Genomic DNA, 24,681 nt, shown 5'->3' on the forward strand with positions numbered 1-24,681 from the left:
ACCGCGACGCGGCTTCTCCCCCAAAGGCTTTGCCATGACCACGCCGCTTTACCTGTTCAATTCGCTTACCCGCCAGCGGGAAATGTTCCAGCCTGTCCATGCGGGGGAAGCGCGTGTCTATTCCTGCGGGCCGACGGTCTACAACTACCCGCATATCGGCAATATGCGCGCCTATGTCTTTGCCGATCTTCTGGGCCGCACGCTCAGCTGGAAGGGTTACAAGCTCACCCACATCATCAACATCACCGATGTCGGGCACCTGACTGACGATGCCGATGCGGGTGAGGACAAGATGGAGAAGAGGGCCGCTGAAAAGGCGCAATCGATCTGGGATATCGCGCAACACTATACCGAGGCCTATTGGGATGATGTGAAGGCGCTCAATATCCGCCAGCCGAAAGAATGGACGATCGCCACCAAGTTCGTGCCGCAAATGATTGAATTTGCAAAAAGCATTGCAGACAAGCACTGCTACGAACTCGACAGCGGCCTCTATTTCGATGTTTCCACCGTGGCTGATTACGGCCGCCTTGCCCGTGCGCAAACGGAAGAGGGCGAGGGCCGGATCGAGGCGGTGGAAGGCAAGCGCAACGCGGCCGATTTCGCGATCTGGCGCAAGACCCCGCCGGGCGAGAAGCGGCAGATGGAATGGGACAGCCCGTGGGGCCGCGGCGCGCCCGGCTGGCATCTGGAATGCAGCGTGATGAGCGGGGCACTGCTCGGCTTCCCCTTCGACATTCACACCGGCGGGATCGACCACCGCGAAATCCACCATCCCAACGAGATTGCGCAGAATCAGGCCTTTTGCGGCTGCGGTAGCCTCGCCGAACCCGCGAATTCGGGTGCGAAGCTGTGGATGCACAACAACTTCCTCGTCGAACGCTCTGGCAAGATGAGCAAATCGTCCGGCGAATTTCTGCGCCTGCAATTGCTGATCGACAAGGGCTTCCACCCGCTCGCCTACCGGCTGATGTGCCTGCAGGCGCATTACCGCAGCGAGCTGGAATTCAGCTGGGACGGGCTGGAAGCGGCGCTGACCCGGCTCAAGCGGATGCTGATCGCGGTGGAGACCGCCAAGGCGCGCGTGGAGGAAATGCCGCAAGAACCCGAAGGCGGCTGGACGCTGGACGCGGCGCGCGGCGAAATCGGCGGCGCGCTGCTGCCGCTGCTCGCCCGCTTTGACGAGGCAATTTCCGATGATCTCAATTCGCCCCAGGGGCTGACCGTGCTGGAAGAAGTGCTGGGGATGAAGAAGCTTGATCCGTTGCACCGATTGCAGGCGATCGCCGCGATGGACGCGGTGCTGGGGCTGGGTCTGCTGACGCTGGATCGTGCAGACCTGCGCATCCGGCCAAAGGGTGCTGTGATTGACGCAGCCGAGGTGGAGGCGGTCATCGCCAGCCGCAAGGAAGCCCGCGCCGCAAAGGACTTTGCCCGTTCCGATGCCCTGCGCGATGAACTCAGCGCAAAGGGCGTGGAGGTGATGGATGGCGACCCGCTGGGCTGGGAATGGAAGCTTCCGGCATGACGATTGCCCTGATTGCCGCGCAGGCACGGCCGCTGCTCGAAGGGCGCTTGCCGTCACAGATCTCGCCGCTGTGGTGGGACAGCGGGGATGAGCTGGTGGCGCTCGCTCCGCAGGCCGAAATCGGCTGGTTCGACATGTTCGACAAGACCGCCCCGCTGGAGGCTATCCGGCGAGCGACCGGCCTCAAATGGCTCAATTCCTTCTTCGCAGGGGTCGACTGGCTGCCGCTGGCCGACCTGAAGGCGCGCGGTGTGCGGCTGACCAACGGGTCGGGCCTCAACGCCAACACCGTGGCCGAATTCGCGGTGATGGCAATGCTCGCCTTTGCCCGCGGCCATGCCGACATCGTGCGCGCGGGTGACCGGCACGAATGGCTCGCTCCGCGCATGGAAGGCAATCGCGAGCTGGCAGGCAGCAAGGTGCTGATCCTCGGCTATGGCGAGATCGGGCAGGCGATTGCCCGGATGCTGGCGGGTTTCCGCGTGGAGGTTGTTCCGGTGCGCCGGTCAGGCGCGGATGGAGCCTTGCGGCCCGGCGAATGGCAGGCGCGCGTGGGCGAGTTCGACTGGGTAGTGATGGCCATGCCCGGCACGCCCGACACGCGCGGGGTGGTCAGCGCCGACGTGCTTGCCCGCATGAAGCCAAGTGCTGTGCTGGTGAATATGGGCCGGGCCGATGCGCTGGATCAGGAAGCGCTGATCGCCGCGCTTCATGCAAGGCGGTTGGGCGGAGCGATTCTCGATCTGACCGATCCCGAACCGCTGCCGCCCGATCATCCGCTGTGGGATGCGCCCGGCGCACAGATCACCATGCACATGGCGGGCCTGCCCACGCTGGCCAGCAAAGTGGCGGCCGCGCAGCGCTTCCTTGCCAATTGCGAGGCCTATCTGACCGGTGCGCCGTTGGTGTCCGAGGTTGATCTGGATCTGGGTTATTGAGGCTGCGCAATCCCCCCGTTCCCGCGCGATGCGGGAAGGGGGCAGACGTTCAGCCTTCTTCCAGCAGCAGCAATTCGCAGGTGACGCGCAGCAGCGCCGGATGGGCGCGGTGATCCACTTCCACCACTGCGGCATCGGCCACCAACTGGCCCGGAATGGCGAATTCGTGTTCGGGCAGAAAGGCGATCAAGCACTCGCCCGCTTCCACTGCGGCATCGCCGGCAAATTCCAATTCCACCCGGTGCCGTGTGCCGGCAAAGGTGATGCTGGCCCAAGACGCCTCGCTGTGCCGGGTGATGGCGGCGTGGCCGCCTGCCAGTTCCAGCAGCGCCTCGTTCACGCGATCCGCCGTGCTGCGCCGCCTTTTGGGTGCGATGCGCGGGGCGAGGGGGGCGCTTTTTACTTCAATATGCATGGGTCCGCTCCCGGTATGCGTTCATGAAATGTTCCACTTTTTTTTCGGTCTCGAAGCGGGGCGTACGCCCGTTGCGAAGGTCCAGCACAAAGCGCGGATCCTGCGTGGCAAGGCGGCCAAAGCGTGTGGCCGGCATCCCCGTCCTTCGCAGGAAGACTTCGATTTTGCGGATCAGCATTGCGGGTTCCCCTTCTTGTGCTCGTTCATGCTGCGGGCCAGACTGGCGGCGGGCCAGGTGAGCCGGAGGCGCCGAATCGCCTCTGCCATATTGCTGTCGCCGCAAATCCTACTTGTCTAGGAAAAATACTTTGTGTAGAGCACTGAGCGACGCCAACGCGGGGACACAGGTCATGGAAGCACGCGAGACATTGGCGCGATTGGCGCGCGAGAGGGGCAGCAGCCTCGCGTCACTTTCGCGGATGCTGGGGCGTAATACTACCTATTTGCAGCAATATATCTCGAAAGGCAGCCCGCGAAAGCTGGAGGAGGACGACCGGCGCAAACTCGCCCGCTTTTTCGGTGTGCCCGAAACCGTGCTTGGGGCATCGCAGGAAAAATCCTACGACGAAGCGGCCGAGTGGGTGGAAGTGCCGCGTCTGGAGGTGGAGGCATCGGCCGGGCCAGGCGCGGCGGCGGATGCGGAAACCGTGTTCGATGCCTTCCGTTTCAGCCGCAAATGGCTGCGCGAACAGGCGCTGGAAGCGGGCAAGCTGTCGGCTGTCCGTGTCATCGGCGATTCGATGGAACCTTTGCTGCGCGAGGGGGATGATCTGCTGGTCGATACCCGCGCCCAGCCGTTTCGTGATGGCATTTACGTCCTGCGCCTGGATGGCAATCTGCTCGTCAAGCGGGTGACCGCGCAGGGTGCGGGCCGCTTCTCCATCCTCAGCCAGAATCTCGCCTATCCTCCGCTGTCGGTAGACGCACAGGATTTTGAACTGCTGGGCCGCGTGGTGTGGAAAAGCGGGCGAGTCTAGGCCGGAGGTTGCCATCTGCCGTGGCGCTTGCCACTTAATCCCGATGCAGCAAGCCCCCTTGAGAGCCGCCATCATCCCCGTGACTGCGTTCGAGCAGAATTGCTCGCTCGTCTGGTGTTCCCGGACCATGAAGGGCGCGCTGATCGATCCCGGCGGCGATTTGCCCCGGCTGAAGGATGCGGTGGCGCGCGCGGGGGTCACGCTGGAGAAGATCCTCCTCACCCACGGCCATGCGGACCATTGCGGGCAGGCCGGGATGCTGGCCGAGGAACTCGGCCTGCCGATCGAAGGGCCGCATGAAGCCGACCGGTTCTGGATCGCGCGGCTGAACGATGATGGCCCGCGCTTTGGCATGGATGCCCGCGTGTTCGAGCCGAGCCGCTGGCTCAAGGATGGCGACACGGTGTCGTTTGGTGAGGTGACGCTGGAAGTGATCCATTGCCCCGGCCACACGCCAGGCCATGTGGTGTTTTTCCACCGGCCCACGCGGTTTGCCTTTGTTGGCGATGTGCTGTTTGCCGGCAGCATTGGCCGCACCGATTTTCCGCTGGGCAACCATCAGGATTTGCTTGATGCGATCACCGGCAAATTGTGGCCGTTGGGCGATGATGTCACCTTTGTGCCGGGCCATGGCCCCACCAGCACCTTCGGGCAGGAGCGTCGCACCAACGCCTTTGTCAGCGATGCGGCACTGGCGCGCGGCTAAAGCGCGCCAAACGCCGCCAGCGCCGCCCAGACGGCCCACACCAGAAGTAGCGGGAAAGTCAGCATCATGCCGATCATGCGCGGCTTCACCGGCCCTTCCGCATCCATTCCCAGTGCATGCAGGACGCGCCCAGTCATGAAAGCCAGCGCGGTCATGGTCAGCAGCCACCCGTCCTGATCCGCCAGATCGAGCACCAGAATCAGCACCAGCGCAAAGGGCGTGTATTCGGTGAAATTGCTTTGCGCGCGCATCCGGCGGTGCAGCAGCGCGTGGCCGCCGTCGCCGTGGATAATCTTCTCGCTGACGCGCAGCTTGCCGCAGCGCCAACCCAGCCATCCGGCAATCAAGGCGGCCAAGGCTGCAGCGAGAAGTGAAATATGCAGATCGTCCATGGCAAGGTTTCCCCCGGTCCCTCTGTCGGCATAGGGGCAAGCATCTTGGCTTGCAACGCGGGCAGAATGGTCTATAGCGCGCGCCTTCGCCGCATCCCCGTGGGACAGCAAACGGCGCGCTTGCGCCGGTGTTCTGCTTGCCCTAGGGCGGCTGCCAACAGGTCTTTTTGATTTCAAGGAACAGGTGCCGAGATGGCTGTCCCTAAGAGAAAAACGTCGCCGCATCGTCGCGGCAACCGCCGTGCCCACGATGCGCTGAAGGTGGAAGCTTTCCACGAATGCGGCAATTGCGGCGAATTGAAGCGCCCGCACAATCTGTGCCCGGCGTGTGGCCACTATAACGGCCGCCAGATTCTCGAGCCCAAGGGCATTTAAGCTCTAAGGTTTCCGGGGGAATTGCGCTTATGAGCCTGCCGCGTATCGCGATCGATGCGATGGGCGGCGATGAAGGCGTGCGCGTGATGGTGTCAGGCGCTGCGCTTGCTCGCCGCCGTCACGACCGGTTCAAGTTTCTGCTGGTGGGTGACGAGGTGCGGATCAAGGCCGCGCTGGATAACCACCCCAATCTGCGCGGCGCATCCGAAATCCTGCATTGCGATGATGTGGTGGCGGGCGATGAAAAGCCCACCGCCGCGCTGCGCCGTGCGAAGACCACCAGCATGGGTCTTGCGATCAATGCCGTCAAAACCGGCGATTGCGGCGCGGCGGTGAGCGCAGGCAATACCGGTGCGCTGATGGCGATGAGCAAGCTGGCGCTGCGCACCATGCCGGGGATCGACCGGCCGGCGCTCGCGGCGCTGATGCCCAGCCTGGGCGACAACGATGTCGTCATGCTCGACCTGGGCGCCAACACCGAATGCGATGCGCGCAACCTGGTGCAGTTTGCCATCATGGGCGCGGCCTATTCGCGCATTGTCACCGGCAAGGACGCGCCGCGCGTGCGCCTGCTCAATATCGGCACCGAGGATATCAAGGGCACCGACAGCGTGCAGGACGCCGCCCGTGCGCTGCGTGCGGCCACGGGGCTTGCCATGTCGTTCGAAGGTTTTGTCGAAGCCGACAAGATCAACCGCGGCGAAGTGGACGTGGTGGTTACCGATGGCTTTTCGGGCAATATCGCGCTCAAGGCCATCGAAGGCTCGGCCCGGTTCGTCACCGACCTCTTGCGCAATGCCTTCACCTCCTCGCTGCGATCGAAGATCGGCTTTCTGGTCTCGCGCCCGGCCACCGAGCTGCTGCGCCATCATCTCGATCCCAACAACCACAATGGCGGCGTCTTTCTGGGCCTCAACGGCGTGATCGTGAAATCGCATGGCAGCGCCAATACGCAGGGCGTGGCCAATGCCGTGGCGGTGGCAGCCCGCCTGCTGGAAGAAAGCCTGACCGAGCGGATTACCGCCGATCTGGCCGAACTGGGCACCGAAAAGCTGCGCGACAAGGGAAGCAGCGCCAAATGATCCGTTCCGTCTTTCTCGGCTCCGGCTCCGCCTTGCCATCGCGCTGCGTCACCAATGACGATCTGGCCCAGACGGTCGACACAAGCGACGAGTGGATTCGCGAGCGCACAGGCATTGGCCAACGCTATTTCGCGGGCGAGGGCGAAACGACCTCCACGCTCGCCACGGCTGCCGCTCGCGCCGCGTTGGAAAATGCTGGCGTTTCCATTGCCGATATTGATCTGATCGTGCTGGGCACCTGCACGCCCGATCTGACCTTTCCCTCCACCGCCACTATCGTGCAACACGCATTAGGAGGGAGCGGCTTTCCCGCCTTTGATGTGGCGGCCGTATGCTCAGGATTCCTCTACGCGCTGACCACGGCCGACGCGATGATCCGGGCAGGCATGGCGAAAAAGGCGCTGGTAATCGGGGCGGAGACCTTGAGCCGTCTGATTGATTGGGAGGATCGGACCACTTGCGTGCTGTTCGGCGATGGGGCGGGTGCATTCGTGCTGGGTGCCGAAGATGCCGGGCCCGGCGAAGAGCGCGGCATATTGTTCAGCCAGCTCCACGCAGATGGTTCACACCGCGAATTGCTGTTTACCGATGGCGGCCCTTCCACCACGCAGACGGTGGGCTTGATGCGGATGAAGGGGCGCGAAGTGTTCCGCCATGCCGTGAACAATCTTGCCCAAGTGCTTGAAGATGTGCTGGAAAAGTCTGGCCATGGTCCGGCCGATATTGACTGGGTGGTGCCGCATCAGGCCAATTTCCGCATCCTGGATGCCACCGCGCGCAAGCTGGGCCTGCCAATGGAGCGGGTAATCGTGACGGTGGACCGGCACGCCAACACCTCGGCCGCGTCAGTGCCGCTGGCATTCGATGCCGCCTGGCGCGATGGGCGTATCAAGCGCGGCGATCTGGTGGTGCTGGAAGCGATGGGCGGCGGCTTCACCTGGGGTGCCAGCCTGATGCGCGTCTAACGCGTGCGGAATGTATTCCGACAAGGCTGAGCGCAACAAATTTGTAATCCTTGTCAAGCTGCTCTTATTGCTGCACTAAGAGGAATGGGTCGCGCCATTTTGCAAGGGGAGAGGACGCATGGACGCTATGCGATCCGTGGGCACGCTGACACGTGCCGATCTGGCTGAAACCATCAACCGCAAGCTTGGCTTTTCGCGTGCCGAAAGCCTTGACCTGGTCGAGGCGATCCTCGCCAAGATGAGCGATGCGCTGGCGGCGGGTGAGAATGTGAAGATTTCGGGCTTCGGCAGCTTTGTCCTGCGCGACAAGAAACAGCGCATCGGCCGCAATCCCAAGACCGGCGTCGAAGTGCCGATCACGCCGCGCCGGGTGATGACGTTCCGCGCCAGCCACAAGTTGAAGGACCGGATCGCCCAAGGATCCTGACATGACCACGCCGCCCGCTTCCCCTTTTGCTGACAGCAAGGCGCCCGGCGCCATGCGCACGATCGGGGAAGTGGCCGCAGCGCTGGGCATTCGTCAGCATATCCTGCGTTATTGGGAACAGCAGTTCCCGATGCTGAAGCCGCTGAAGCGAAGCGGCGGGCGGCGGCTATACCGCCCCGAAGATGTGGCGCTGGTGCAAAGGATTGACCAGTTGGTCAACCGCGAAGGGTATACGCTGAAAGGGGCGCGCGCCGTACTGGAAGGCAGGGCGGCGGTGCCGTTCTCTGAAAAACCGGCGGGACATGCTGCGGATACCGTGCCATCATCCGCACCCGCACCCGCACCCGCAACCAGCCCCGGAACCGAAGCCGTGGCCGAAGTGCGCAGCCGCCTTCGGCAATTGCGTCAGCGATTGGCCCGCGCGCTCGACGCGGCCTAACCTCAATCGCGTCCCTGTGGCCCCAGTGCGGGGTCAAGGTCGCGCGGCCGCACGAAATGGGTGAGCCTGCCGCAACCCGGCGCAATTCCGGCCCAATCGGCAATATCCAGTTCGAACACCGCCAGCGCGGCCGTGGGAAACTTGGCCATCACCTCGTCAAACAGCGCGCTTTCCTGTTCGGGCGGAACGAGTTTGAGCGCGAGTTCCTGCAAGCCGGGATTGTGCGCGGCCAGCAGCAACGCCTCATCACTGCCGCCCTGGGTGCGCAGCAAATCCAGCAGCGTATCCGCATCGGCCATGTAGGCGCTGTCGCACCAGGTTACCGGCAGGCCCAGGCCTGATGCATCCAATGTGCGCTTCACCCGCTCTGCCGGGCTGGCAATGACGCGCTGCCACGGAAGGCCCAAAGCGGCGATATGCGTGCCCATCAGCGCCGCGCCTTTGCGCCCGCGAGCGTTCAGCCCGCGGTCGAAGTCGCGCAGCGACAGATCGTCCCAATCGGACTTGGCATGACGCAACAGACCAAGGAGCTTCATCGGGCGGGGTTTCCCTGCGCCACGGCGGCGCTCCTGTCCTCTAGCAGATTCGCGCGCGCCACGCGATGCAAAGCCTCCTCCAGCGTTACGCGCAGCACCGGCGTTCCGGGAGGGAAGGCGCTGGTGAAGCGGGTGGGAAAGGCGGGCGACAGGACGATGAAATGCCCCCGGTCATCCTTGCTGCGGATCAACCGGCCAAAGGCCTGAGCAAGCCGGGCGCGGATGATCCGGTCATCATGCGCGGCCCCGCCATTCGCCGCGCGGCGGGCGCGGTGCAGGATCGATGGCTTGGGCCAGGGCACCTGCTCCATCACCACGCAGCGCAGGCTTTCGCCGGGCACGTCCACCCCGTCGCGCAGGGCATCGGTGCCCAGCAGGCTGGCGGCGGGATCGTCGCGGAAGATGTCCACCAATGTGCCGGTATCGATGGGATCGACGTGTTGGGCGTAGAGGGGCAATCCGGCGCGCGCCAGCCGGTCGGCAATGCGGCCATGCACGGCGCGCAGGCGGCGGATCGCGGTGAACAGGCCCAGCACCCCGCCGCCGCAGGCATCGATGATTGCGGCATAGGCACCCGCCAGCGCGGCCAGATCGCCCTTGGCCACATCGGTCACGATCAGCACTTCGGCGGCATTGGCGTAATCGAAAGGGCTGATTGCCTCTGCCAGCTGCGGGGCGATGTCGAGGTGGGCGGCGCCCGACCGGGCCACGGCGCCCGCCCAGTCCGGCCCCTCCGCCCCCCGGTCGCACAGGGTGGCGCTGGTCATCATCACGCCGTGCGTGCCCGCCAGCACGGTGTGGGCAAAGGGTTTCGTCGGATCGAGATAATGGCGGTGCAGGCCCACATCGTAATCGCGCGCATCGGATCGCTCGACCGCCAGCCAATCGACAAAATCCGGGTCAGCCGGCCCGCCCATGCGGCCCAGCAGCGCTTCCCACGCAGCAAGCAGATCGATGCGCCAGGCAAGTGATCCGCGCGCACCTTCGATGCGGGCGCGGCCTTGCCCGTCGAGCCAGTCCGGCCCTTCGGCCAGCAACGCTTCGAGCCGCACGCCCAGCCGGATCAGCGGCAGGCGGATGTCGGCCAGCGCGGCGGCGGCTTGCTGCGCCAGTTCGACAAAGGCCCCGTCCAGCTGCGCGGCCTCGGTCTCTATCGCATAGCCTGCATCCTGCCCGCTTTCGTCGCGGGCATAGGTAAGCGCGCGCACCGCGGCGAACAGCTCCTCCAGCGGACCGGAGGGTTGCCCTTCCGCCAGCCGTTGCAGCCAGCCTTGCGAGGGCAGGGCTTCTGCGGCGTCGCAGGCGGCGGCCACCGCCTTGCCGCCCGCCTCGTCGTAACTCGCCACATCGGCCAACCGTGCGGCAAGGCCCCGGCGGCGGCCCTTCGATCCGCGTTCCGGCCCCAGAAGCCAGCGTTTCAGCTCCACCGCCTCCGCGCCCGTCAGCGCGGCGGAAAAGGTGCTGTCGGCCGCATCGAACACATGATGCCCTTCGTCGAAGATGATGCGCGTGGGGCGCTGCGCATGATCGCGTCCGCGCGCGGCGTTCACCATCACCAGCGCGTGGTTGGCGATGACCAGATCGGCCCCGGCGCTGGCACGGGCAGCGCGTTCGATGAAGCATTTGCGGTAATGCGGGCACCCGGCATAGATGCATTCGCCGCGCTGGTCGGTCAGGCTGCGAATGGCGCGGCTGCGGAACAGCGTGCCCAGCCAGCCGGGCAGATCGCCGCCGATCATGTCGCCATCTTGGCTATAAGCCGCCCAGCGCGCGACCAGTTGCGCCATCACCGCCGCGCGCCCGCCAAAACCGCCTTGCAGCGCATCTTCCAGATTGAGCAGGCACAGGTAATTCTCCCGCCCCTTGCGGATCACCACCGGGCGGGTGCCGTCAGGGCGGCGTTCGGGCCAGGCGCGCGCGCTTTCACTGCGCAATTGGCGTTGCAGGTTCTTGGTGTAGGTCGAAACCCAGACGGTGCCGCCCGATGCCTGTGCCCACAGCGAGGCGGGGGCCAGATAGCCCAGCGTCTTGCCGATGCCGGTGCCGGCCTGCGCCAGCAGCATATTGGGCGCATCGCGGCGGGTGCGGGGCGCGAAAATCTGCGCGGCGGCGCGGGCAAAGCTGCGCTGTCCCTCGCGCCGTTCGGCCCCTTCGCCTGTCAGCGCGGCGAGGCGCGCGTCTACCGCGGCATCCTCCAGCCTTATCTGCGCAGGCTGGGGCCGTTCGCCAGCCTCTTCCCATTCAGGCAGGCGCGAGAACAACCATTTTTCGGCGCTGTCAGGCCGCGCCAGATGCGGGGCGATGACGCCCGCCCAGCTCCAGCGCAGGCGGGCGAGCGATTGCAGCGCGCTCCACGCCCCCTCCCGCTCCGGCCAGGCGGGATCGGTCAGGCGCGTGAGCAGCGCAGCGCCAGCGACTTGCAGGAAGCGCGGCACATCATCGTCGCCCGCCGGTTCGGCCAGACCGAGCGCATGGGCAAGGCCGCGCGGCGTGGGGACGCAGAAGCGCGCGGGATGGATGAAGGCGAACAGTTCCAGCAGATCAAGGCCCGACAGATCGGGGTAGCCCAGCCGCGTGGCCAACAGCGGCGCATTGATCATCAGCAGCGGCGAATCGGCAGCGACCATCACTGCCTCGCCCTTGCCCACGCCTTCGGTGCGCTCGCCGCGCCGCAGCCAGCACCCCGCATGGCTCGCATGGATCGCAGGCAAGGCCAATGGGGCAGGGTAAGGGGCGGTTTCGGCCATCACAGGCCACTATCGCTACCCGGAACGAAAAGTAAACGCATTGAAGGCGGCATTTTCTTTGGAACCGGAGGCAAGTTCTGGCGTTTGCGAGGTGTTCCTCCCGTCCTTTCCACTGTTATCCCCGGTGGGGAGGAAGGCGAGGTGGGGCAGCGAATCCTTGCGGAGCGCTGCCCCTTCACTTGCCGATCAGCTGCTGCGCGCCATGCACTGCCAGCTTGCCGGATCGTTGGCATCGCCCGATCCGGAATAGCGCGCCACATTGGGCCAGGCGCAATGCGCGCGGGTGAGCGATCCGTCCTCCTTCGTGCCGATCAGCCGATCGGGCGCGCGGCCGCTTTCCACCCAATCGTCCATCGCGGAAATGTAATCGACCAGATCCGCGCCCGGTCCGCCGCGGCAATGGCCGACGCCCGGCAGCGTGACATAGCGGAACTGGTCTGCCGCGGCCGGATTGGCCGCCATCACCGCCCGCGCGTAATCCAGCGAGAGCACGGGGCTGGGCCCGGCATCGTTTTCCCCGTGCCACAGCAACAGCCGCCCGCCATTGGCGAAAAAGGCCGAGAGGTCCGGATTTTTCGCTTCGTACATTTCGGCAAAGGGGCTGGTGCGAACAGTCAGGTAATTCGCATCGTTGAAATTGGCCAGCGTCACCGCATTGCCCGGCCCAAAGAACAGCGGGAAGAGATTGCCCAACCCGCCGCCACCGGTGGGATCGGCCCCGGTGCCGGCGGTGCCGACAAAGAAGCCCCAGCTCGCCTCGCCGCCGCGCCGCATCGGATGCATGGCCCAGCTGCCGTCCGACGCGCGAATGCCGTCATAGGCGGTTTGCAGCGCGGTCACCTGGGGCGCGGTCAGGCACTGGTCGGTCTTGGTCCCGGTGCATTGCAGGGCGCGCGGTTGCCAGTTGCATGATGCCGGATCGTTCACAATGCCGTCGGCCAACCCGTCCGCCGCATCGCATTGCGCCAGCACGGCGGCCTGCACCAGTTGCAGATCGCCCTCGCTGAAACCCGCCGCGCCTCCACCGGCAGCAAAGGTCTGGTTGCGGAAGACCGCGCTGGTCTGCACCTGCAAGGTATAGACTGGCGCGCCCGCAATGATCGCATCGTAATCGGTGGGGTAACGCTGCGCCTCCATCAGCGCCATGCGTCCGCCGGTGGAACAGCCCTGGAAATAGGCGCGGCGGTGCGGCTGGCCGTAAAAGGCGGCGGCGACGGCCTTGCCGGCCACGGTCATTTCATGGATCGCGCGGTGGCTGAAATCCTCTGCACTGGCGGGGCGCTCGGCCACCCAGCTATTGGCCCAGACATCGGTGCCCGGATTGCCGCCATCGGTTTGCAGCGTGGCATAGCCCTTGGAAAGACCATCCGTCGCGGCCTGAATGGTGACATTGCCCGCCCAGCCGCCGCCGCCAAGGCCCAGCAGCTTGCCGTTCCATTCGGCGGGCAGGCGATAGACCACGCCGATGGTGGAGCCTTCCGCAGGAGTCAGCGTGGCGGTGATTTCGCAATAGGCCGGCGCGCCCTCGGCTGCCTCCACCCAGCGTGTGCTGGCATCCTGCGCGTCCAGGACGGCGGTGTCGAAATCGGCGCATTGCTGCGGCGTTGCGGTAAGCGTTGCGGGGGCATTGCTTCCCTCGCTGGTGCAGGCGGCCAGCGCTCCTGTGGCAAGGATCGCTGTCAGGCTGACAGCGGCACGGTTTTTCATATGTCTCTCTCCCGGATCATGGTTCTGTCAGGCGAGATAGAGGCGGCTGATTGTCCAGCCATCCGCCCTGCGCCACATCTCGGCTACCAGTGTTACCGCGGTTTCACTCTGCGCGGCCGCGTTCCCTTGAAAGCGGGCCATCCGCTCGGCCGTGCTGTCGCCAGCAAAGGCGTGTTCACGCACCGCTGTGGCAGGGTGCGACCAGTGCGCGGTCATCTGATCATCGGCCAGCGCGACCTCAGGGTCGGCCTCTCCGGCGAGGCGCAAGGCGCGGATATCGCCGGGAAGGGCGAGCGCATCGCCGCAGCTTGCGAGGCCCGCACAGGCCGCCACGCCGCCCGCGTTGAAGCGGCGCACCGCATCGCGCATCAATGCGGTGATCTTGCCAAGTTCTGCCTCGGCATTCGCCCCAGCCTGCGTCGCCAGTGCCCCTGCCGGAGCCAGCGCGGCGAGCGGGGCAGCCGCCAGCGCGCCCAGCTTCAGAATATCGCGCCGGTTTGTCGCCAGAGTGCTCATACCGCATATCCTCCCCGCTTGGTGCCCAGATATTTCGCCACATCCCAGCGCCCGGCAAGGCGGGCATAGGCGCCCACAGGGCTCATGCTGAGGCCGTTTTTTCCGCAGTGATAGCCAATCCCGCTGTCATGCATGGTGCGCATATTGATGAGGATCGTGCCCAGCGTTCCGTTGCATGCCTCCTCCTGCCAGCGCACGAAATAGAGCTGGTCGCGGATCTTCACATAATCGCCGCTGCCGCTCCATTGCGCGCCGCCGTGGCCAGACGGGGTGAAGATCACCCAGCTCACCGTGTTGGGGCTGGAATAGACATGCATCGAGGTAAGGCCCGGCGAGTAGGACCAGGTAAACGCACTGCCCAAAAGGTCTGTCGTGCGTTCGTGCCGCGCATTGCCGGGGTCGGGGATGCCTTCGCCCACCAGCTTTCCGAACATGGTCTGCGCACCCGCCTCGTTGGCGAAGTAGGGCGTGTTGAGATAGCCGCGAAAACAGGTGGCCTTGCCGCTGTCCAGATCGGCCACCACCACGTGCCCGTCATGGTCGGGCTTGCCTGCCAGCAGATGCCCGAAGATGAACACGCCGGGCATATTTTCCCATGCGTTGTAGCGCGCCGTGGTCCACGCGCCGCCGCCTTCGCGCCATTGCAATTCGTCGTGGGCAGTGAAGCGGTATTCGATCACTGGCCCGCCGTCGTAATGCACCGCGAATGCCTTTCCCGCCAGCGCGCCGCTGGGCGGCAGGCCGTGGCCGGCCATGGCGCTCGCCCGGTCGAACACATGGGTGCTGGCGGCAACGGCGGCGTTCACTTCTGCTGGCGTCATCTTGTCCATGGTTTCGAGCGGCCGATACACGCGCCGCGCGCCCTTCGGCCCGTCGGGCATGGCCAGCGGATCGCCGCTCACATCCTCGAACTTCATGAAATTGGCGATCTGGCCCAGCCATTCGCCCGTGCCGCGGAACATGTAATATTCGAGGGTATCGAGCCCGTCGAACCCCAGCCGCAGCCCTGCCGCTTGCAGCCGGTTCGCGTCCATCACCAGCATATGCCACAGGCCCGAAAACTCGGCCTCGGTGCGGGTGTAGAGATAGAGATCCTCGGTCAGCTTGATGTAATCGGACGGGCCGGAATAGCCGCGCCCTTCGTCGCTGCGGTCGAGCTCTACCCAGTGCGAAAAGGCGGAGGAGGCGTAATAATCCACCGTGCGGTTGCCGGTGTCCTCGGCCCACATGATCGCGCGGCCCTGCACCCGGCCCGTGGGGGCATGCATTTCGCCGGTCGGAGACGGGCCGCCCTCGATAACCCCATGCCAGATGGCGCGGTTGACTTCGCGCGGTTGCGGCGCGGGGCCGGGGGTGCCGAACCAGAGCTCGAACACGGTGGCGCGGTTGTCGTGACGGTCCCATGCCAGCGCATAGCCGCGCCGCGTGCCGGGTATCAGATGTGCGATCAGCGTGATGTGATCGACCGTCAGCGCACCGTACCCTCCGCTGCGCTCCCCCTCCAGCGCCACTTGCCGGCCGCTGCTGAACTGCCAGGTCAGCCGCGTTCCATCACTCGCCACAAAGGACAGACGCTGCGGCGCGATTTCTTCCAGCTCGCTCGCGCTTTGCGGCCCCGCCAGCGCGGCGGGTGCCAGCTTCTGCGCCACTTCGGCCTCGCTCAGCGGCGTGTAGGCATACCGAAACAGCGGTATGTCGGGATAGGCCTTGCGCGCCATCCTTCTTGTCTCCCCCCAGTTCTCTCCGCCCGCCAGACTGCCACAGATGGCCGCGAAGGCAACCGGCGAATATGTCGCAATCTGCACCGACCGCCACAGCGGGCGCTTGCAAGCTATCCGCTTTGGCGCAATAGCCCCCGCCCATGTTCGACGATGCGCTGATCTCCGCCGCCCGTGTGTCCAAGGCCTGGCCCATGCAGGAGGCGATGAAGCTGGTGAAACGCTTCGGCGGGGCCAAGCCCGATGGCGTGCCTGCGCTGTTCGAAACCGGCTATGGCCCCAGCGGCCTGCCGCATATCGGCACGTTTCAGGAAGTGCTGCGCACCACGCTGGTGCGGCGCGCCTATGAAATCGTGGCGAGCGAAGGCGGCGCGCCGGCGCCCACGCGGCTGGTGGCGTTCAGCGACGATATGGACGGCCTGCGCAAGGTGCCCGACAATGTGCCCAACAAGGACATGCTGGCAGGCCATCTGGGCAAGCCTCTGAGCCGGATACCCGACCCCTTCGGCACGCACGAAAGCTTTGCCCACCACAACAATGCGCGGCTACGCGATTTCCTTGACCAGTTCGGTTTCGATTACGAATTCGTTTCGGCATCAGACCGCTACAATTCGGGCGCGTTCGACGAGGCGCTGCGGCAGGTGCTGCGCAAATACGACGCGATCATGGCCATCATGCTGCCCACTTTGCGCGAGGAACGCCGCCGCACCTACTCGCCCGTCCTGCCCGTCAGCCCGACCAGCGGCGTGGTGTTGCAGGTGCCGGTGGAAGTGGTCGATGCCGAGGCCGGGATTGTCCGGTTCGAGGATGAGGGGCAGCTGATCGAGCATTGCATCTTCGGCGGCAATGCCAAGCTGCAGTGGAAAGTCGACTGGGCGATGCGCTGGTATGCGCTGGGCGTCGATTACGAAATGTGCGGCAAGGACCTGACCGACAGCGTCACCCAATCAGGCCGCATTGTCGAGGTGCTGGGCGGGCGCAAGCCCGAAGGCATGATTTACGAGCTGTTCCTCGATGCCAATGGCGAGAAGATTTCCAAGTCGAAGGGCAACGGCCTCAGCATCGAGGAATGGCTGACCTATGGCAGCGAGGAAAGCCTGGGTCATTATCTCTACGCCAATCCCAAGAGCGCCAAGCAGCTGCATGTTGGCGTAATCCCGCGCGCGGTGGACGAATACTGGCAGTTCCGCGCCGCCATTCCGGGGCAGGAATGGGACAAGCGGCTGGGCAATCCCGCTTGGCACCTGCTGCACGCCATGGGCAAGGACAGCGATGGCCATGTGAAGGGAGCAGGCGACAGCCTGCCGGTCAGCTTTGGCCTGCTGCTCAATCTGGTGGGCGTGCTGGGGGCAGGGGCAACGCACGCGCAGGTGTGGAATTACCTTGGCAATTACATCGGCGATGCCGATCCGGACGATCATCCCGATCTTTACCGTCTTGTCGAAAAGGCGCTGGCCTATAACCGCGATTTCGTGGCCCCCACGTTGAAGCGCCGCGCGCCTGCCGAAAACGAAGCGGCAGCCCTGCGCGAACTCGATGCATGGCTGGCGGGCGTGCCCGAAGATACCACCGCCGAGGAATTGCAGACGCAGGTTTACGAGATCGGCAAGAAGGCCGAATACGGCTTTGAATCGCTGCGCGACTGGTTCCGTGCGCTGTATGAAACGCTGCTGGGCAGCGAACAGGGGCCGCGCATGGGCAGCTTCATCGCGCTCTATGGCATAGCCAACACCCGCCGCCTGATTGCCGAGGCGCTGGCCAGCTAGGAAGCCTTCGCAATGTCGCACACCGAAGATCCGCGTCACCTGGCCCGTGAATTGCTGGGCCGCGATTTTGAGGATCTGGCCACTGACGAGCAGCGGGTGCTGCGCCGGGTGGCGTCGGGCACGTTCACTGGCAGCGATGCGGATGAAGCCGCGGAGGCCCATGCTACGCGGGCAGATCGGTTGGCGGACAAGGTGGCAGCGATTGGCGGCAGCTGGGGTTTCATCATCGGTTTTGCCGTCGTCCTGCTGGGCTGGATGTTGCTCAATTCGCGGGTGCTTGAAGTTATCGGCCTCGATCCCTTCGACGCCTATCCCTACATTTTCCTCAACCTGATGCTGTCCACCTTGGCCGCGGTGCAGGCGCCCGTCATCCTGATGAGCCAGAACCGGCAGGCGGCAAAGGACCGCATTACCGCGCGTCACGATTACGAGGTGAACCTGCGCACGCAGCTGGAAATCCTGCGCCTGTCGCGCAAGATTGAACATCTTGCGCAGGAATTGCGATCAACCCGCGGCTAGGCAGTCAGGTCAGCGCCATTTCTTGGCGCGATACCATTTGGTGATGACATATTTCACGCCTCGCACGACCGGGCGACCTGCATGGATGGTGGCGGGGTTGGGCAGCCCGCCCTCATCGGCATTGTTCCACAGCAACAGCACACCCTGTTTCGGCTCGATCGACATGCCGAGATCGGTGAAATCGGTGCTGCCGCCTTCCTCCACATTGTTGAGATAGACCATGGCGGTCCACGCGCGCTGGCCGCCGCGCGAGGTTTCGATTTCCCAATAGCTGGTATTGGGGTGGAACCAGTCGTGATGCGGCTTGAATTCCTGCCCCGGCATATAGCGCTGGCCCTGGATCGTCTCGCCAAAGCTGGGCTCGATCCCCATCAGATCGTCCAGCCGCCGGTCGATCATCTTCACGAAAGGGTGATAGGGATCGACATCGCCCGAATAGGAGGTGCGAAAGCCATCTTTGTAGCTGAGATCGAACACGGTGGAGGGGCGCGCCACTTCGTCGATCATGGTGATCATTCGCGCACATTCCTCCGCCGTCATGAAATCGGCCACGGCGAAAATTTCGGCCTTGTCGGTGGGCACTTTCCAGACGTTGGGGTTATCCGCCAGCCGCTGGCGCACCTCCTTGCCCACCTTGCGCAGGTTTGGCTGATCCTTCAGGAATTCGGGCTTGGTGGCGAGGGTCATGCCCGCTCTTTTTCCAAAGCCCTGGCCTTTGCGCAACAGAAAACCCCCGCCCCTGTGACAGGGCGGGGGCTCCGGGTGCCGGCCACTCTTCCGGCAGCGGATTGCTACCAGAAGAAGTCGTAGATCACGTCGACCACTTCGCCGGTATAGGTGTCCACCAGCAGCACATCGTCATAATACCGGACCCAGCGATAGGGGCCGTAGACGGCGGGCAGGCGGTACTGCCACGGATCGTTGATCCAGTAGCGGCTGCCGAAGAACAGGCTGTCCAGATAGAAGCCGATGCTCAGCCGCCGGTAACTGTAATTGCGATAGGGCGCGTAATAGGCACCCAGCCGATAGACATTCCGGTTGCTGTAGCGGTAATTGTACCAGTCATAGCGCCGGTCATTGCGCCAGCGCTGGCGATCCCACCGGTGGTAATCGCGCCGCGCATCGCGGTATCCGTCGCGGTAGGAGCCGTTGCGATCCCGGTCGCGGTAATCGCGGTTGCGGTCATTGTCGCGGTAATCCCGGTCGCGCCCGCTCCAATTGCCGTTGTTGCGATCCCGATCCCAATTACGATCCCGGTCACGGTCGCGATCCCAATTACGATCCCGATCCCAGTTCTGGTCACGCGTGCGGTCGGTATCGATCCGGCGGCGACCATCGGTCTGCACGACATAGGGGTTGGTCTGGCGCTGCGGGGTGCGGGCCTGTTCGGGCTGGCGATGCGGAGAGGTAGCGGGGGGCGGTGCCGAAGGAGCGTTCTGCGCCTGGCCGCGGTCTGGCCGGCTACGGTCGCCGTTCCAGCTTCCGCCATTCGCCCGGTCCCCGCCGCGATCGCCGTTCCAGCCACCTTGATTGCCGCGATCGCTGCCACGAGTGTCTGGCCGGGCCTGGGCCACGGGCCGGGATTGCGGCTGTGCCTGAACTTGCGGTTGGGCCTGCGGCTGCGACCGGCTTTCGCTGCGGCCGGAGCGTTCACCGCCGCCGCTGCGGCCCTGCGGTGCGGCCCGCTCACCATTGCCCCGATCCCCCCCGCGCCATTCGCCGCGCTGCGGACGATCCTGCGCAAAGGCGGTAGCGGGAATGGCGGGCGCGGCAATGGCAATGGCCAACGCGGCAATTCCACTCGATTTCAAGAGCGAAGAAAATGTGTACATGGCGTCCTCCACAAACGAGCCGCCGAGTGGAAGCGGTGTTTATAGAGAGGCGTTTATTCGAGTCGGCCTGTCGCATCTCTGAACCGGGCTGACAGCCAATTGTTCATTTTTTGAATTGTGTCCATGAACGAAGGTCCATGTTGCCGATGACCCTGCACAAGCCGAAAGCGCGGTCCATGTTCGAAACGCTGGACCAGATCGAAGAGGATATCCGCAAGAGCCTTGCGGAAGCTGCCTCCAACCGTCGTTCCCCGATGCACACGCCGGTGGTGGGCACGGTCGATGCCGATGTGCGCATGATGGTGCTGCGCGGCTGGGACGCCCGCACCGCAACGCTGCGGCTGCATACCGATGCCCGTTCGGCCAAGGTCAGGCAGATCGGAGAAGGCGCGCGTGTAGGCCTGCTGTTCCACGATCCCGATGCCCGAATCCAGATCCGCGCCAAGGGGCAGGGCCATATTCTGACGCAGGGCGAACAGGTGGAATCGGCCTGGGCCGCATCCAGCGAATATGCGCGCCGCTGCTACCTCGCTGTGGCCGCCCCCGGCAGCGCGTCCGATGGGCCGACCAGCGGCCTCCCGGCAGAAGTCGAGGGCGTGCGCCCCAGCGAGGAACAATTGCTGCCCGCCCGCGAAAACTTCGCCCTGCTGATGGTGGAAGTGGACGCCTTCGACTGGCTCCTGCTCGCCCATGACGGCCACCGCCGCGCGCAATTCGTGCGCGCCGGGGCCGGGTGGCAGGGGATGTGGGTGGTGCCTTGATTGATTGCTGTATTTGATAGAAGTAGTGCCTTAACAGACTAAAAGTTGGGGGGGTTGATCATGGTTGATGTATTTTTGGTAGTCGCCAATGGTGCTGCTGGAAAATCAGCCACGATTAGGGCGTTGACGGGTGCTCGGGTCCGTGGCGCCATTAATGTGGAGATTGGTACGCCTCGGATCGTTCGACCGGTATGGGTTGAAATTAGATCGTTACAGGAAGTCTCAATCAACGAACAAATAGCCGTTGATAATATTTTGAATAGTGGTTGCGGTGTAGCGATAATCGCAATGCGATACGGTCAATTTCGCAATTGCAACCCTGCACAATCGTATATCAACGCCTTTGAAACTGCAGGAATGACTATCAGAGGTGTTTGTGAAATCGGCCCAATCGGGCCGATTGCCACAAACCCGCCAATGGGGGCGGGATTTCACCAAGTTGTTCCTGTGCAAGGCGCTAACACTTCAGCAAATCAGCGTGCTGCTGTGCTGCGATCAGCTTGGTCAATAACGTAAGTTGGCAAAAATAACGTTGGCGACCTTATTTCACCGCGTCAGCTTCTTATACGCCAACCGCGTCGGCCGATCCGCCGCGTCGCCCATCCGGCGGCGCTTGTCTTCTTCATATGCCGCAAAGTTGCCTTCGAACCATTCGACATGGCTGTCGCCTTCAAACGCCAGAATGTGCGTGGCGAGGCGGTCGAGGAAGAAGCGGTCGTGGCTGATGACCACGGCGCAGCCCGCGAAGTTTTCAATCGCATCTTCCAGCGCGCCCAGCGTTTCGACATCGAGGTCGTTGGTCGGTTCGTCGAGCAGCAGCACGTTGCCGCCCTGCTTCAGCATCTTGGCCATGTGCACGCGGTTGCGTTCACCGCCCGACAGCTTGCCGACATTCTTCTGCTGGTCCTGCCCCTTGAAATTGAACGCGCCGACATAGGCACGGGTGGAGACATCCTGCCCGTTGACCTTCATGTAATCGAGCCCGTCGCTGATTTCCTGCCACACATTATTGGCCGGGTTCAGATGGTCGCGGCTCTGGTCGACATAGCCCAGATGCACGGTCGATCCGATCTCGATCGTGCCCGAATCGGGCTGTTCCTTCCCGGTGATGATCTTGAACAGCGTGGATTTGCCCGCGCCGTTCGGCCCGATCACGCCGACAATGCCGCCCGGCGGCAGGGTAAAGGAGAGGTTTTCAAAGAGCAGCTTGTCTCCGTAAGCCTTCGAGATGTTCTTCGCCTCGATCACCTTGCCGCCAAGGCGTTCGGGCACCTGGATGACGATCTGCGCCTTGCCCACGGCGCGGTTTTCCTGCGCGTTCTGCAATTCCTCGAACTTGCGGATTCGCGCCTTGCTCTTGCTCTGGCGCGCGGCAGGGGTCTGCCGGATCCATTCGAGTTCGCGTTGCAGCGCCTTCTGCTTGCCGCTTTCCTCGCGGCTTTCCTGCTCCAGACGCTTGGCCTTCTTTTCGAGGTAGGTCGAATAATTGCCCTCGTAGGGGTAATAGCTGCCCCGGTCGAGTTCGAGGATCCAGCCCACCACATTGTCGAGGAAATAGCGGTCGTGCGTAATCATCAGCACGGCGCCGGCATATTCCTTGAGGTGGTTTTCCAGCCACTGCACGCTTTCGGCGTCGAGGTGGTTGGTCGGCTCGTCCAGCAGCAGGATTGACGGCTTCTGGATCAGCAGGCGGGTGAGCGCGACGCGGCGCTTTTCGCCGCCCGAAAGGTTTTCCACCGAAGCATCCGACGGCGGGCAGCGCAGTGCTTCCATCGCCACTTCGAGTTGGTTGTCCAGCGTCCAGCCGTCCACCGCGTCGATCTTGTCCTGCAACTCGCCCATTTCAGCGCCAAGCACCTCGAAATCGGCATCCGGCTCGCACATCAGCGCGCTGATCTCGTTGAAACGGTCAACCATGTCGGCAATGTGCCGCGCGCCGTCCTTCACATTTTCGAGCACCGACTTGGCCGGGTCGAGCTCCGGCTCCTGCGGCAGATAGCCTACGGTGATGTTTTCGCCGGGCCATGCCTCGCCGGTGAAATCCTTGTCCACGCCTGCCATGATCTTCATCAGCGTGGATTTGCCCGCGCCGTTGGGGCCGACAATGCCGATCTTGGCGCCCTGATAGAATTGCAGGTTGATGTTCGACAGCACCGGCTTTTGCGCACCGGGAAAAGTCTTGGTCATGTCCTTCATGACATAGGCGTATTGGGCGGCCATGCGTCGTCCTTCGGGTAAACGGGAGTGTGGGTGATTTGCCCGCGCAGATAGGGGTTAAGGCGCAAGGCGGCAAGCCTAATGGCACAGGCGCTCCATACGAAAATGCATCGCTCCTGATGGCCCGATTTGCGCTGGGGCGATGTGATCTGCCTGACAATTCGGGGAACAGCGGCGCGTCTTGCCGGTTGGAAAGGCGGACGGGAAACGCGTTTGATTGATTGAAAGGTTACCATGACCGCCAAATATTTTCTTCTCGCAGGCGCAGCCTTGGCATGCACAGCCATTGCCTCTCCCGCTGCTGCACAGGATGCCTTTCAGGGCCCCTATGTCTCCGTTTTCGGCGGATTGAATGCCGTGCGCGATCAGGCTGCAGACAGCCTCGTTTTCGATACCGACCGCGATGGCGCGTTCGACGACACCGTGCGCACAGCGACGGGCGAGAACGCCTTTGGCCCCGGTTTCTGCAACAGCGGCGTGGATGGAGCCACGCGGCCCTGCCTGAGGGAAGGGCGCGGGGCCGAATATGGCGCACGCGTGGGTTACGATATGCGCGTTGGCGGCGGCCCGTTCCTGGTCGGCGGCATTGCCGAAATCAGCCGCAGCGAAGTGACCGACAGCACCACGGGCTTTTCCACCACGCCCGCCAGCTACACCGTCTCGCGCGAGATGGATTATGCGCTGAGCGCGCGTGCCCGCGCCGGGTTCGTCCTGGATGAAAGCGTGCTGGTCTATGGCACGGGCGGCGTATCCTGGGCGAAGATCGACCACAGCTTTGCCACCACCAACACCGCCAACAGCTTCACCGAGGTGAATGACGACAAGCTGCGTCGCGGCTGGCAGTATGGCGGCGGCGTGGAATTTGCCCTTTCGCCAAGCATCACCCTGGGCGCGGAATATCTGCGCTCGTCCTACCGCGACCGGAACTATCTGGTTGAAGTGGGGCCGGGCACGGCAGGGCCGACCAATCCCTTCCTGCTCGACAATCCCGAAGGCACCGATCTGCGGCCCAGCAGCACCAACCTGCGGACGCAGGGCTTCCGGGTGAGCGGCTCGCTGCGCTTCTGACAGGACCGACCTGATAGCTGACTTCACCGGGGCCGCCTCCTCGATAGACAGGGGCGGCCCCTAGCGTTGACAAGGTGGCGAAATGGTCGGGGAGACAGGACTCGAACCTGCGACCCTCTGCTCCCAAAGCAAGATTGTATCACTGTATTTCAGTGATTTAGCTGTAAAACGATCGCTTTTTCAGCCTATAGATTTCAAAGAGATACAAAAGCTCGGTAAACCGCGAGCCTGGTCTGTTAGCGCGCATCATCCCTGAAACCAGAAAACCCCCACCTTGCCGGGTGAGGGTTTTCGCGAGCGCCGGGGTGACGCTGACTACCACCATCTCATGTATCCCCGGTGCTCCTTCTGTTCAATCGAGAAGGAGATTACCTATGACCAAAGTGACCCCATTCCTGTCCAAAGCCAAAGCGAAGGCTGAGGTGGAGAAGCATCTGTCCAAAGGGAAGACCAAGGCGAAGGATGCCAAGGCTCCCCCCAGCAAGCAGACGCAGGCTGCTAAGATCAAGGAGCGGATGAAGGGTAAGCTCCGCATGTCCAGCCCCGGCTACCTGGCACGCTGTAGAGCGATAGTCGGTGGCGATTTGGCAGCAGCAGCCTTGCTCTATCGTATGGCACACCTCTGGCGGGTCATTGAGCCCAAATGGAAGGGCAACGACGGCGAATGTCTCGCCATGCAGAAGGCGGACTGGGCCACTTCAGCGGGCTTGGGGCCGGGAGAAATCAACACGGCCCTGAAACGTCTTCGCGAATATGCATTCGACATCGTCACGATCAAGCCTGAAGGGATCGGAGCTGGCAAGAAGCTCTGCGTCTATTTCGACCCGATCGCCTTCGCCGAAGCCCTGAAAACGGAGGGCTACGAGATCAAGGTTTTGGCAAACGAGGGCCTCTCAGTCTTCAACTGATCCTGCTCTGAAATTACGAATGATCGTCACGAGGGCATGACGTATATTGATGTGGAGGGGTGTTTATTAGGGTCGAGACTCAATCAGAGCCAGAAAGCCACGGCGGCGGCAAGGCATACGGCGGATAGGAAGTTTCTGGCGA

Annotated in this window: 26 protein-coding genes; 15 read left to right on the plus strand and 11 right to left on the minus strand. The window is 63.7% G+C overall.

Translation table 11 applies throughout. From position 1 onward, the window contains the following. The first annotated feature begins 34 nt into the window (after positions 1-34). Both cysS and WFP39_RS12295 read left to right on the plus strand, forming a co-directional pair. Positions 35-1,528, plus strand: a complete 1,494-nt coding sequence (gene cysS, locus WFP39_RS12290; protein WP_336919981.1) for a cysteine--tRNA ligase — start codon at positions 35-37, stop codon at positions 1,526-1,528. Next, positions 1,525-2,466, plus strand: coding sequence for a D-2-hydroxyacid dehydrogenase (locus WFP39_RS12295; RefSeq protein WP_336919982.1), 942 nt, complete (start codon positions 1,525-1,527; stop codon positions 2,464-2,466). The genes cysS and WFP39_RS12295 overlap by 4 nt, the downstream gene beginning before the upstream one ends. A 49-nt stretch (positions 2,467-2,515) precedes the next feature. Here the strand turns inward: WFP39_RS12295 and WFP39_RS12300 are convergent, their stop codons facing one another. Together WFP39_RS12300 and WFP39_RS12305 are read right to left on the minus strand one after the other, a co-directional pair. Next, the gene (locus tag WFP39_RS12300; protein WP_336919984.1) at positions 2,516-2,881 is read right to left on the minus strand and encodes a hypothetical protein; all 366 of its coding nucleotides are present in this window, start codon (positions 2,879-2,881) and stop codon (positions 2,516-2,518) included. Further along, a complete protein-coding gene (locus WFP39_RS12305) occupies positions 2,871-3,059 on the minus strand; it encodes a hypothetical protein (protein WP_336919986.1) in 189 nt (62 codons plus the stop codon). Before WFP39_RS12305 ends, WFP39_RS12300 begins: the two co-directional genes overlap by 11 nt. 172 nt (positions 3,060-3,231) lie before the next feature. Here WFP39_RS12305 and WFP39_RS12310 point away from each other — a divergent pair, with 172 nt between their 5' ends. Continuing rightward, positions 3,232-3,858, plus strand: coding sequence for a S24 family peptidase (locus WFP39_RS12310; RefSeq protein WP_336919987.1), 627 nt, complete (start codon positions 3,232-3,234; stop codon positions 3,856-3,858). A gap of 58 nt (positions 3,859-3,916) precedes the next feature. Next, the gene (locus tag WFP39_RS12315) at positions 3,917-4,564 is read left to right on the plus strand and encodes an MBL fold metallo-hydrolase (protein ID WP_336919988.1); all 648 of its coding nucleotides are present in this window, start codon (positions 3,917-3,919) and stop codon (positions 4,562-4,564) included. Here WFP39_RS12315 and WFP39_RS12320 read toward each other — a convergent pair. Beyond that, on the minus strand, positions 4,561-4,956 hold the full coding sequence (locus tag WFP39_RS12320; protein ID WP_336919990.1) for an MAPEG family protein: 396 nt from the start codon (positions 4,954-4,956) through the stop codon (positions 4,561-4,563). The two genes, WFP39_RS12315 and WFP39_RS12320, sit on opposite strands and share 4 nt — an antisense overlap. A gap of 192 nt (positions 4,957-5,148) precedes the next feature. Here WFP39_RS12320 and rpmF point away from each other — a divergent pair, with 192 nt between their 5' ends. From rpmF to WFP39_RS12345, 5 genes are all read left to right on the plus strand, one after another. Continuing rightward, positions 5,149-5,331 (plus strand): 50S ribosomal protein L32, encoded by a 183-nt coding sequence (gene rpmF / locus WFP39_RS12325; protein WP_336919992.1) that lies wholly within the window; start codon positions 5,149-5,151, stop codon positions 5,329-5,331. A 29-nt stretch (positions 5,332-5,360) separates the two neighbouring features. Next, on the plus strand, positions 5,361-6,413 hold the full coding sequence (gene plsX / locus WFP39_RS12330) for a phosphate acyltransferase PlsX (RefSeq protein ID WP_336919994.1): 1,053 nt from the start codon (positions 5,361-5,363) through the stop codon (positions 6,411-6,413). After that, a complete protein-coding gene (locus tag WFP39_RS12335) occupies positions 6,410-7,378 on the plus strand; it encodes a beta-ketoacyl-ACP synthase III (protein ID WP_336919995.1) in 969 nt (322 codons plus the stop codon). The genes plsX and WFP39_RS12335 overlap by 4 nt, the downstream gene beginning before the upstream one ends. Positions 7,379-7,505: 127 nt before the next feature. Then, positions 7,506-7,805, plus strand: coding sequence for an integration host factor subunit alpha (locus WFP39_RS12340; RefSeq protein WP_336920023.1), 300 nt, complete (start codon positions 7,506-7,508; stop codon positions 7,803-7,805). A gap of 1 nt (position 7,806) precedes the next feature. Continuing rightward, positions 7,807-8,244, plus strand: coding sequence for a MerR family transcriptional regulator (locus WFP39_RS12345; protein ID WP_336919996.1), 438 nt, complete (start codon positions 7,807-7,809; stop codon positions 8,242-8,244). Between the two features lie 2 nt (positions 8,245-8,246). Here WFP39_RS12345 and WFP39_RS12350 read toward each other — a convergent pair whose 3' ends face one another. The 5 genes from WFP39_RS12350 to WFP39_RS12370 all read right to left on the minus strand — a co-directional run bounded on the left by WFP39_RS12350 (position 8,247) and on the right by WFP39_RS12370 (position 15,468). Then, a complete protein-coding gene (locus tag WFP39_RS12350; protein WP_336919997.1) occupies positions 8,247-8,780 on the minus strand; it encodes a SixA phosphatase family protein in 534 nt (177 codons plus the stop codon). Continuing rightward, the gene (locus tag WFP39_RS12355) at positions 8,777-11,527 is read right to left on the minus strand and encodes an ATP-dependent DNA helicase (RefSeq protein WP_336919999.1); all 2,751 of its coding nucleotides are present in this window, start codon (positions 11,525-11,527) and stop codon (positions 8,777-8,779) included. Before WFP39_RS12355 ends, WFP39_RS12350 begins: the two co-directional genes overlap by 4 nt. A gap of 186 nt (positions 11,528-11,713) precedes the next feature. Next, positions 11,714-13,234: a tannase/feruloyl esterase family alpha/beta hydrolase gene (locus WFP39_RS12360; protein ID WP_336920000.1), complete on the minus strand. Its 1,521-nt coding sequence runs from the start codon at positions 13,232-13,234 to the stop codon at positions 11,714-11,716. A gap of 27 nt (positions 13,235-13,261) precedes the next feature. Further along, positions 13,262-13,750: a hypothetical protein gene (locus tag WFP39_RS12365; protein WP_336920001.1), complete on the minus strand. Its 489-nt coding sequence runs from the start codon at positions 13,748-13,750 to the stop codon at positions 13,262-13,264. Continuing rightward, positions 13,747-15,468 (minus strand): MoaF N-terminal domain-containing protein, encoded by a 1,722-nt coding sequence (locus WFP39_RS12370; protein ID WP_336920002.1) that lies wholly within the window; start codon positions 15,466-15,468, stop codon positions 13,747-13,749. Before WFP39_RS12370 ends, WFP39_RS12365 begins: the two co-directional genes overlap by 4 nt. A gap of 143 nt (positions 15,469-15,611) precedes the next feature. Between WFP39_RS12370 and WFP39_RS12375 the strand changes: the two genes are divergently transcribed. Continuing rightward, positions 15,612-17,234, plus strand: a complete 1,623-nt coding sequence (locus WFP39_RS12375; protein WP_336920004.1) for a lysine--tRNA ligase — start codon at positions 15,612-15,614, stop codon at positions 17,232-17,234. Between the two features lie 12 nt (positions 17,235-17,246). Then, positions 17,247-17,753 carry a DUF1003 domain-containing protein gene (locus tag WFP39_RS12380; RefSeq protein WP_336920005.1) on the plus strand — a complete coding sequence of 169 codons (507 nt, stop codon included), beginning with the start codon at positions 17,247-17,249 and terminating at the stop codon, positions 17,751-17,753. A gap of 9 nt (positions 17,754-17,762) precedes the next feature. On the opposite strand, the gene WFP39_RS12385 is transcribed toward WFP39_RS12380, so the two are convergent. After that, positions 17,763-18,440, minus strand: a complete 678-nt coding sequence (locus tag WFP39_RS12385; protein ID WP_336920006.1) for a prolyl hydroxylase family protein — start codon at positions 18,438-18,440, stop codon at positions 17,763-17,765. Between the two features lie 104 nt (positions 18,441-18,544). After that, positions 18,545-19,585 (minus strand): RcnB family protein, encoded by a 1,041-nt coding sequence (locus tag WFP39_RS12390; protein WP_336920007.1) that lies wholly within the window; start codon positions 19,583-19,585, stop codon positions 18,545-18,547. A 146-nt stretch (positions 19,586-19,731) separates the two neighbouring features. On the opposite strand from WFP39_RS12390, the gene WFP39_RS12395 reads away from it, so the two are divergent. Next, positions 19,732-20,346, plus strand: a complete 615-nt coding sequence (locus tag WFP39_RS12395; protein WP_336920008.1) for a pyridoxamine 5'-phosphate oxidase family protein — start codon at positions 19,732-19,734, stop codon at positions 20,344-20,346. Positions 20,347-20,406: 60 nt separating this feature from the next. Next, complete coding sequence (locus WFP39_RS12400) at positions 20,407-20,862, plus strand: hypothetical protein (protein ID WP_336920009.1); 456 nt, start codon at positions 20,407-20,409, stop codon at positions 20,860-20,862. Positions 20,863-20,892: 30 nt separating this feature from the next. On the opposite strand, the gene ettA is transcribed toward WFP39_RS12400, so the two are convergent. Continuing rightward, positions 20,893-22,566 (minus strand): energy-dependent translational throttle protein EttA, encoded by a 1,674-nt coding sequence (ettA, locus tag WFP39_RS12405; protein ID WP_336920011.1) that lies wholly within the window; start codon positions 22,564-22,566, stop codon positions 20,893-20,895. Positions 22,567-22,797: 231 nt separating this feature from the next. On the opposite strand from ettA, the gene WFP39_RS12410 reads away from it, so the two are divergent. Then, positions 22,798-23,631, plus strand: coding sequence for an outer membrane protein (locus WFP39_RS12410; RefSeq protein ID WP_336920012.1), 834 nt, complete (start codon positions 22,798-22,800; stop codon positions 23,629-23,631). Between the two features lie 374 nt (positions 23,632-24,005). Then, complete coding sequence (locus WFP39_RS12415; RefSeq protein WP_336920013.1) at positions 24,006-24,539, plus strand: hypothetical protein; 534 nt, start codon at positions 24,006-24,008, stop codon at positions 24,537-24,539. Positions 24,540-24,681 lie beyond the last annotated feature (142 nt).

The organism is Alteraurantiacibacter lauratis (assembly GCF_037154155.1).
Taxonomy (GTDB): domain Bacteria; phylum Pseudomonadota; class Alphaproteobacteria; order Sphingomonadales; family Sphingomonadaceae; genus Alteraurantiacibacter; species Alteraurantiacibacter lauratis.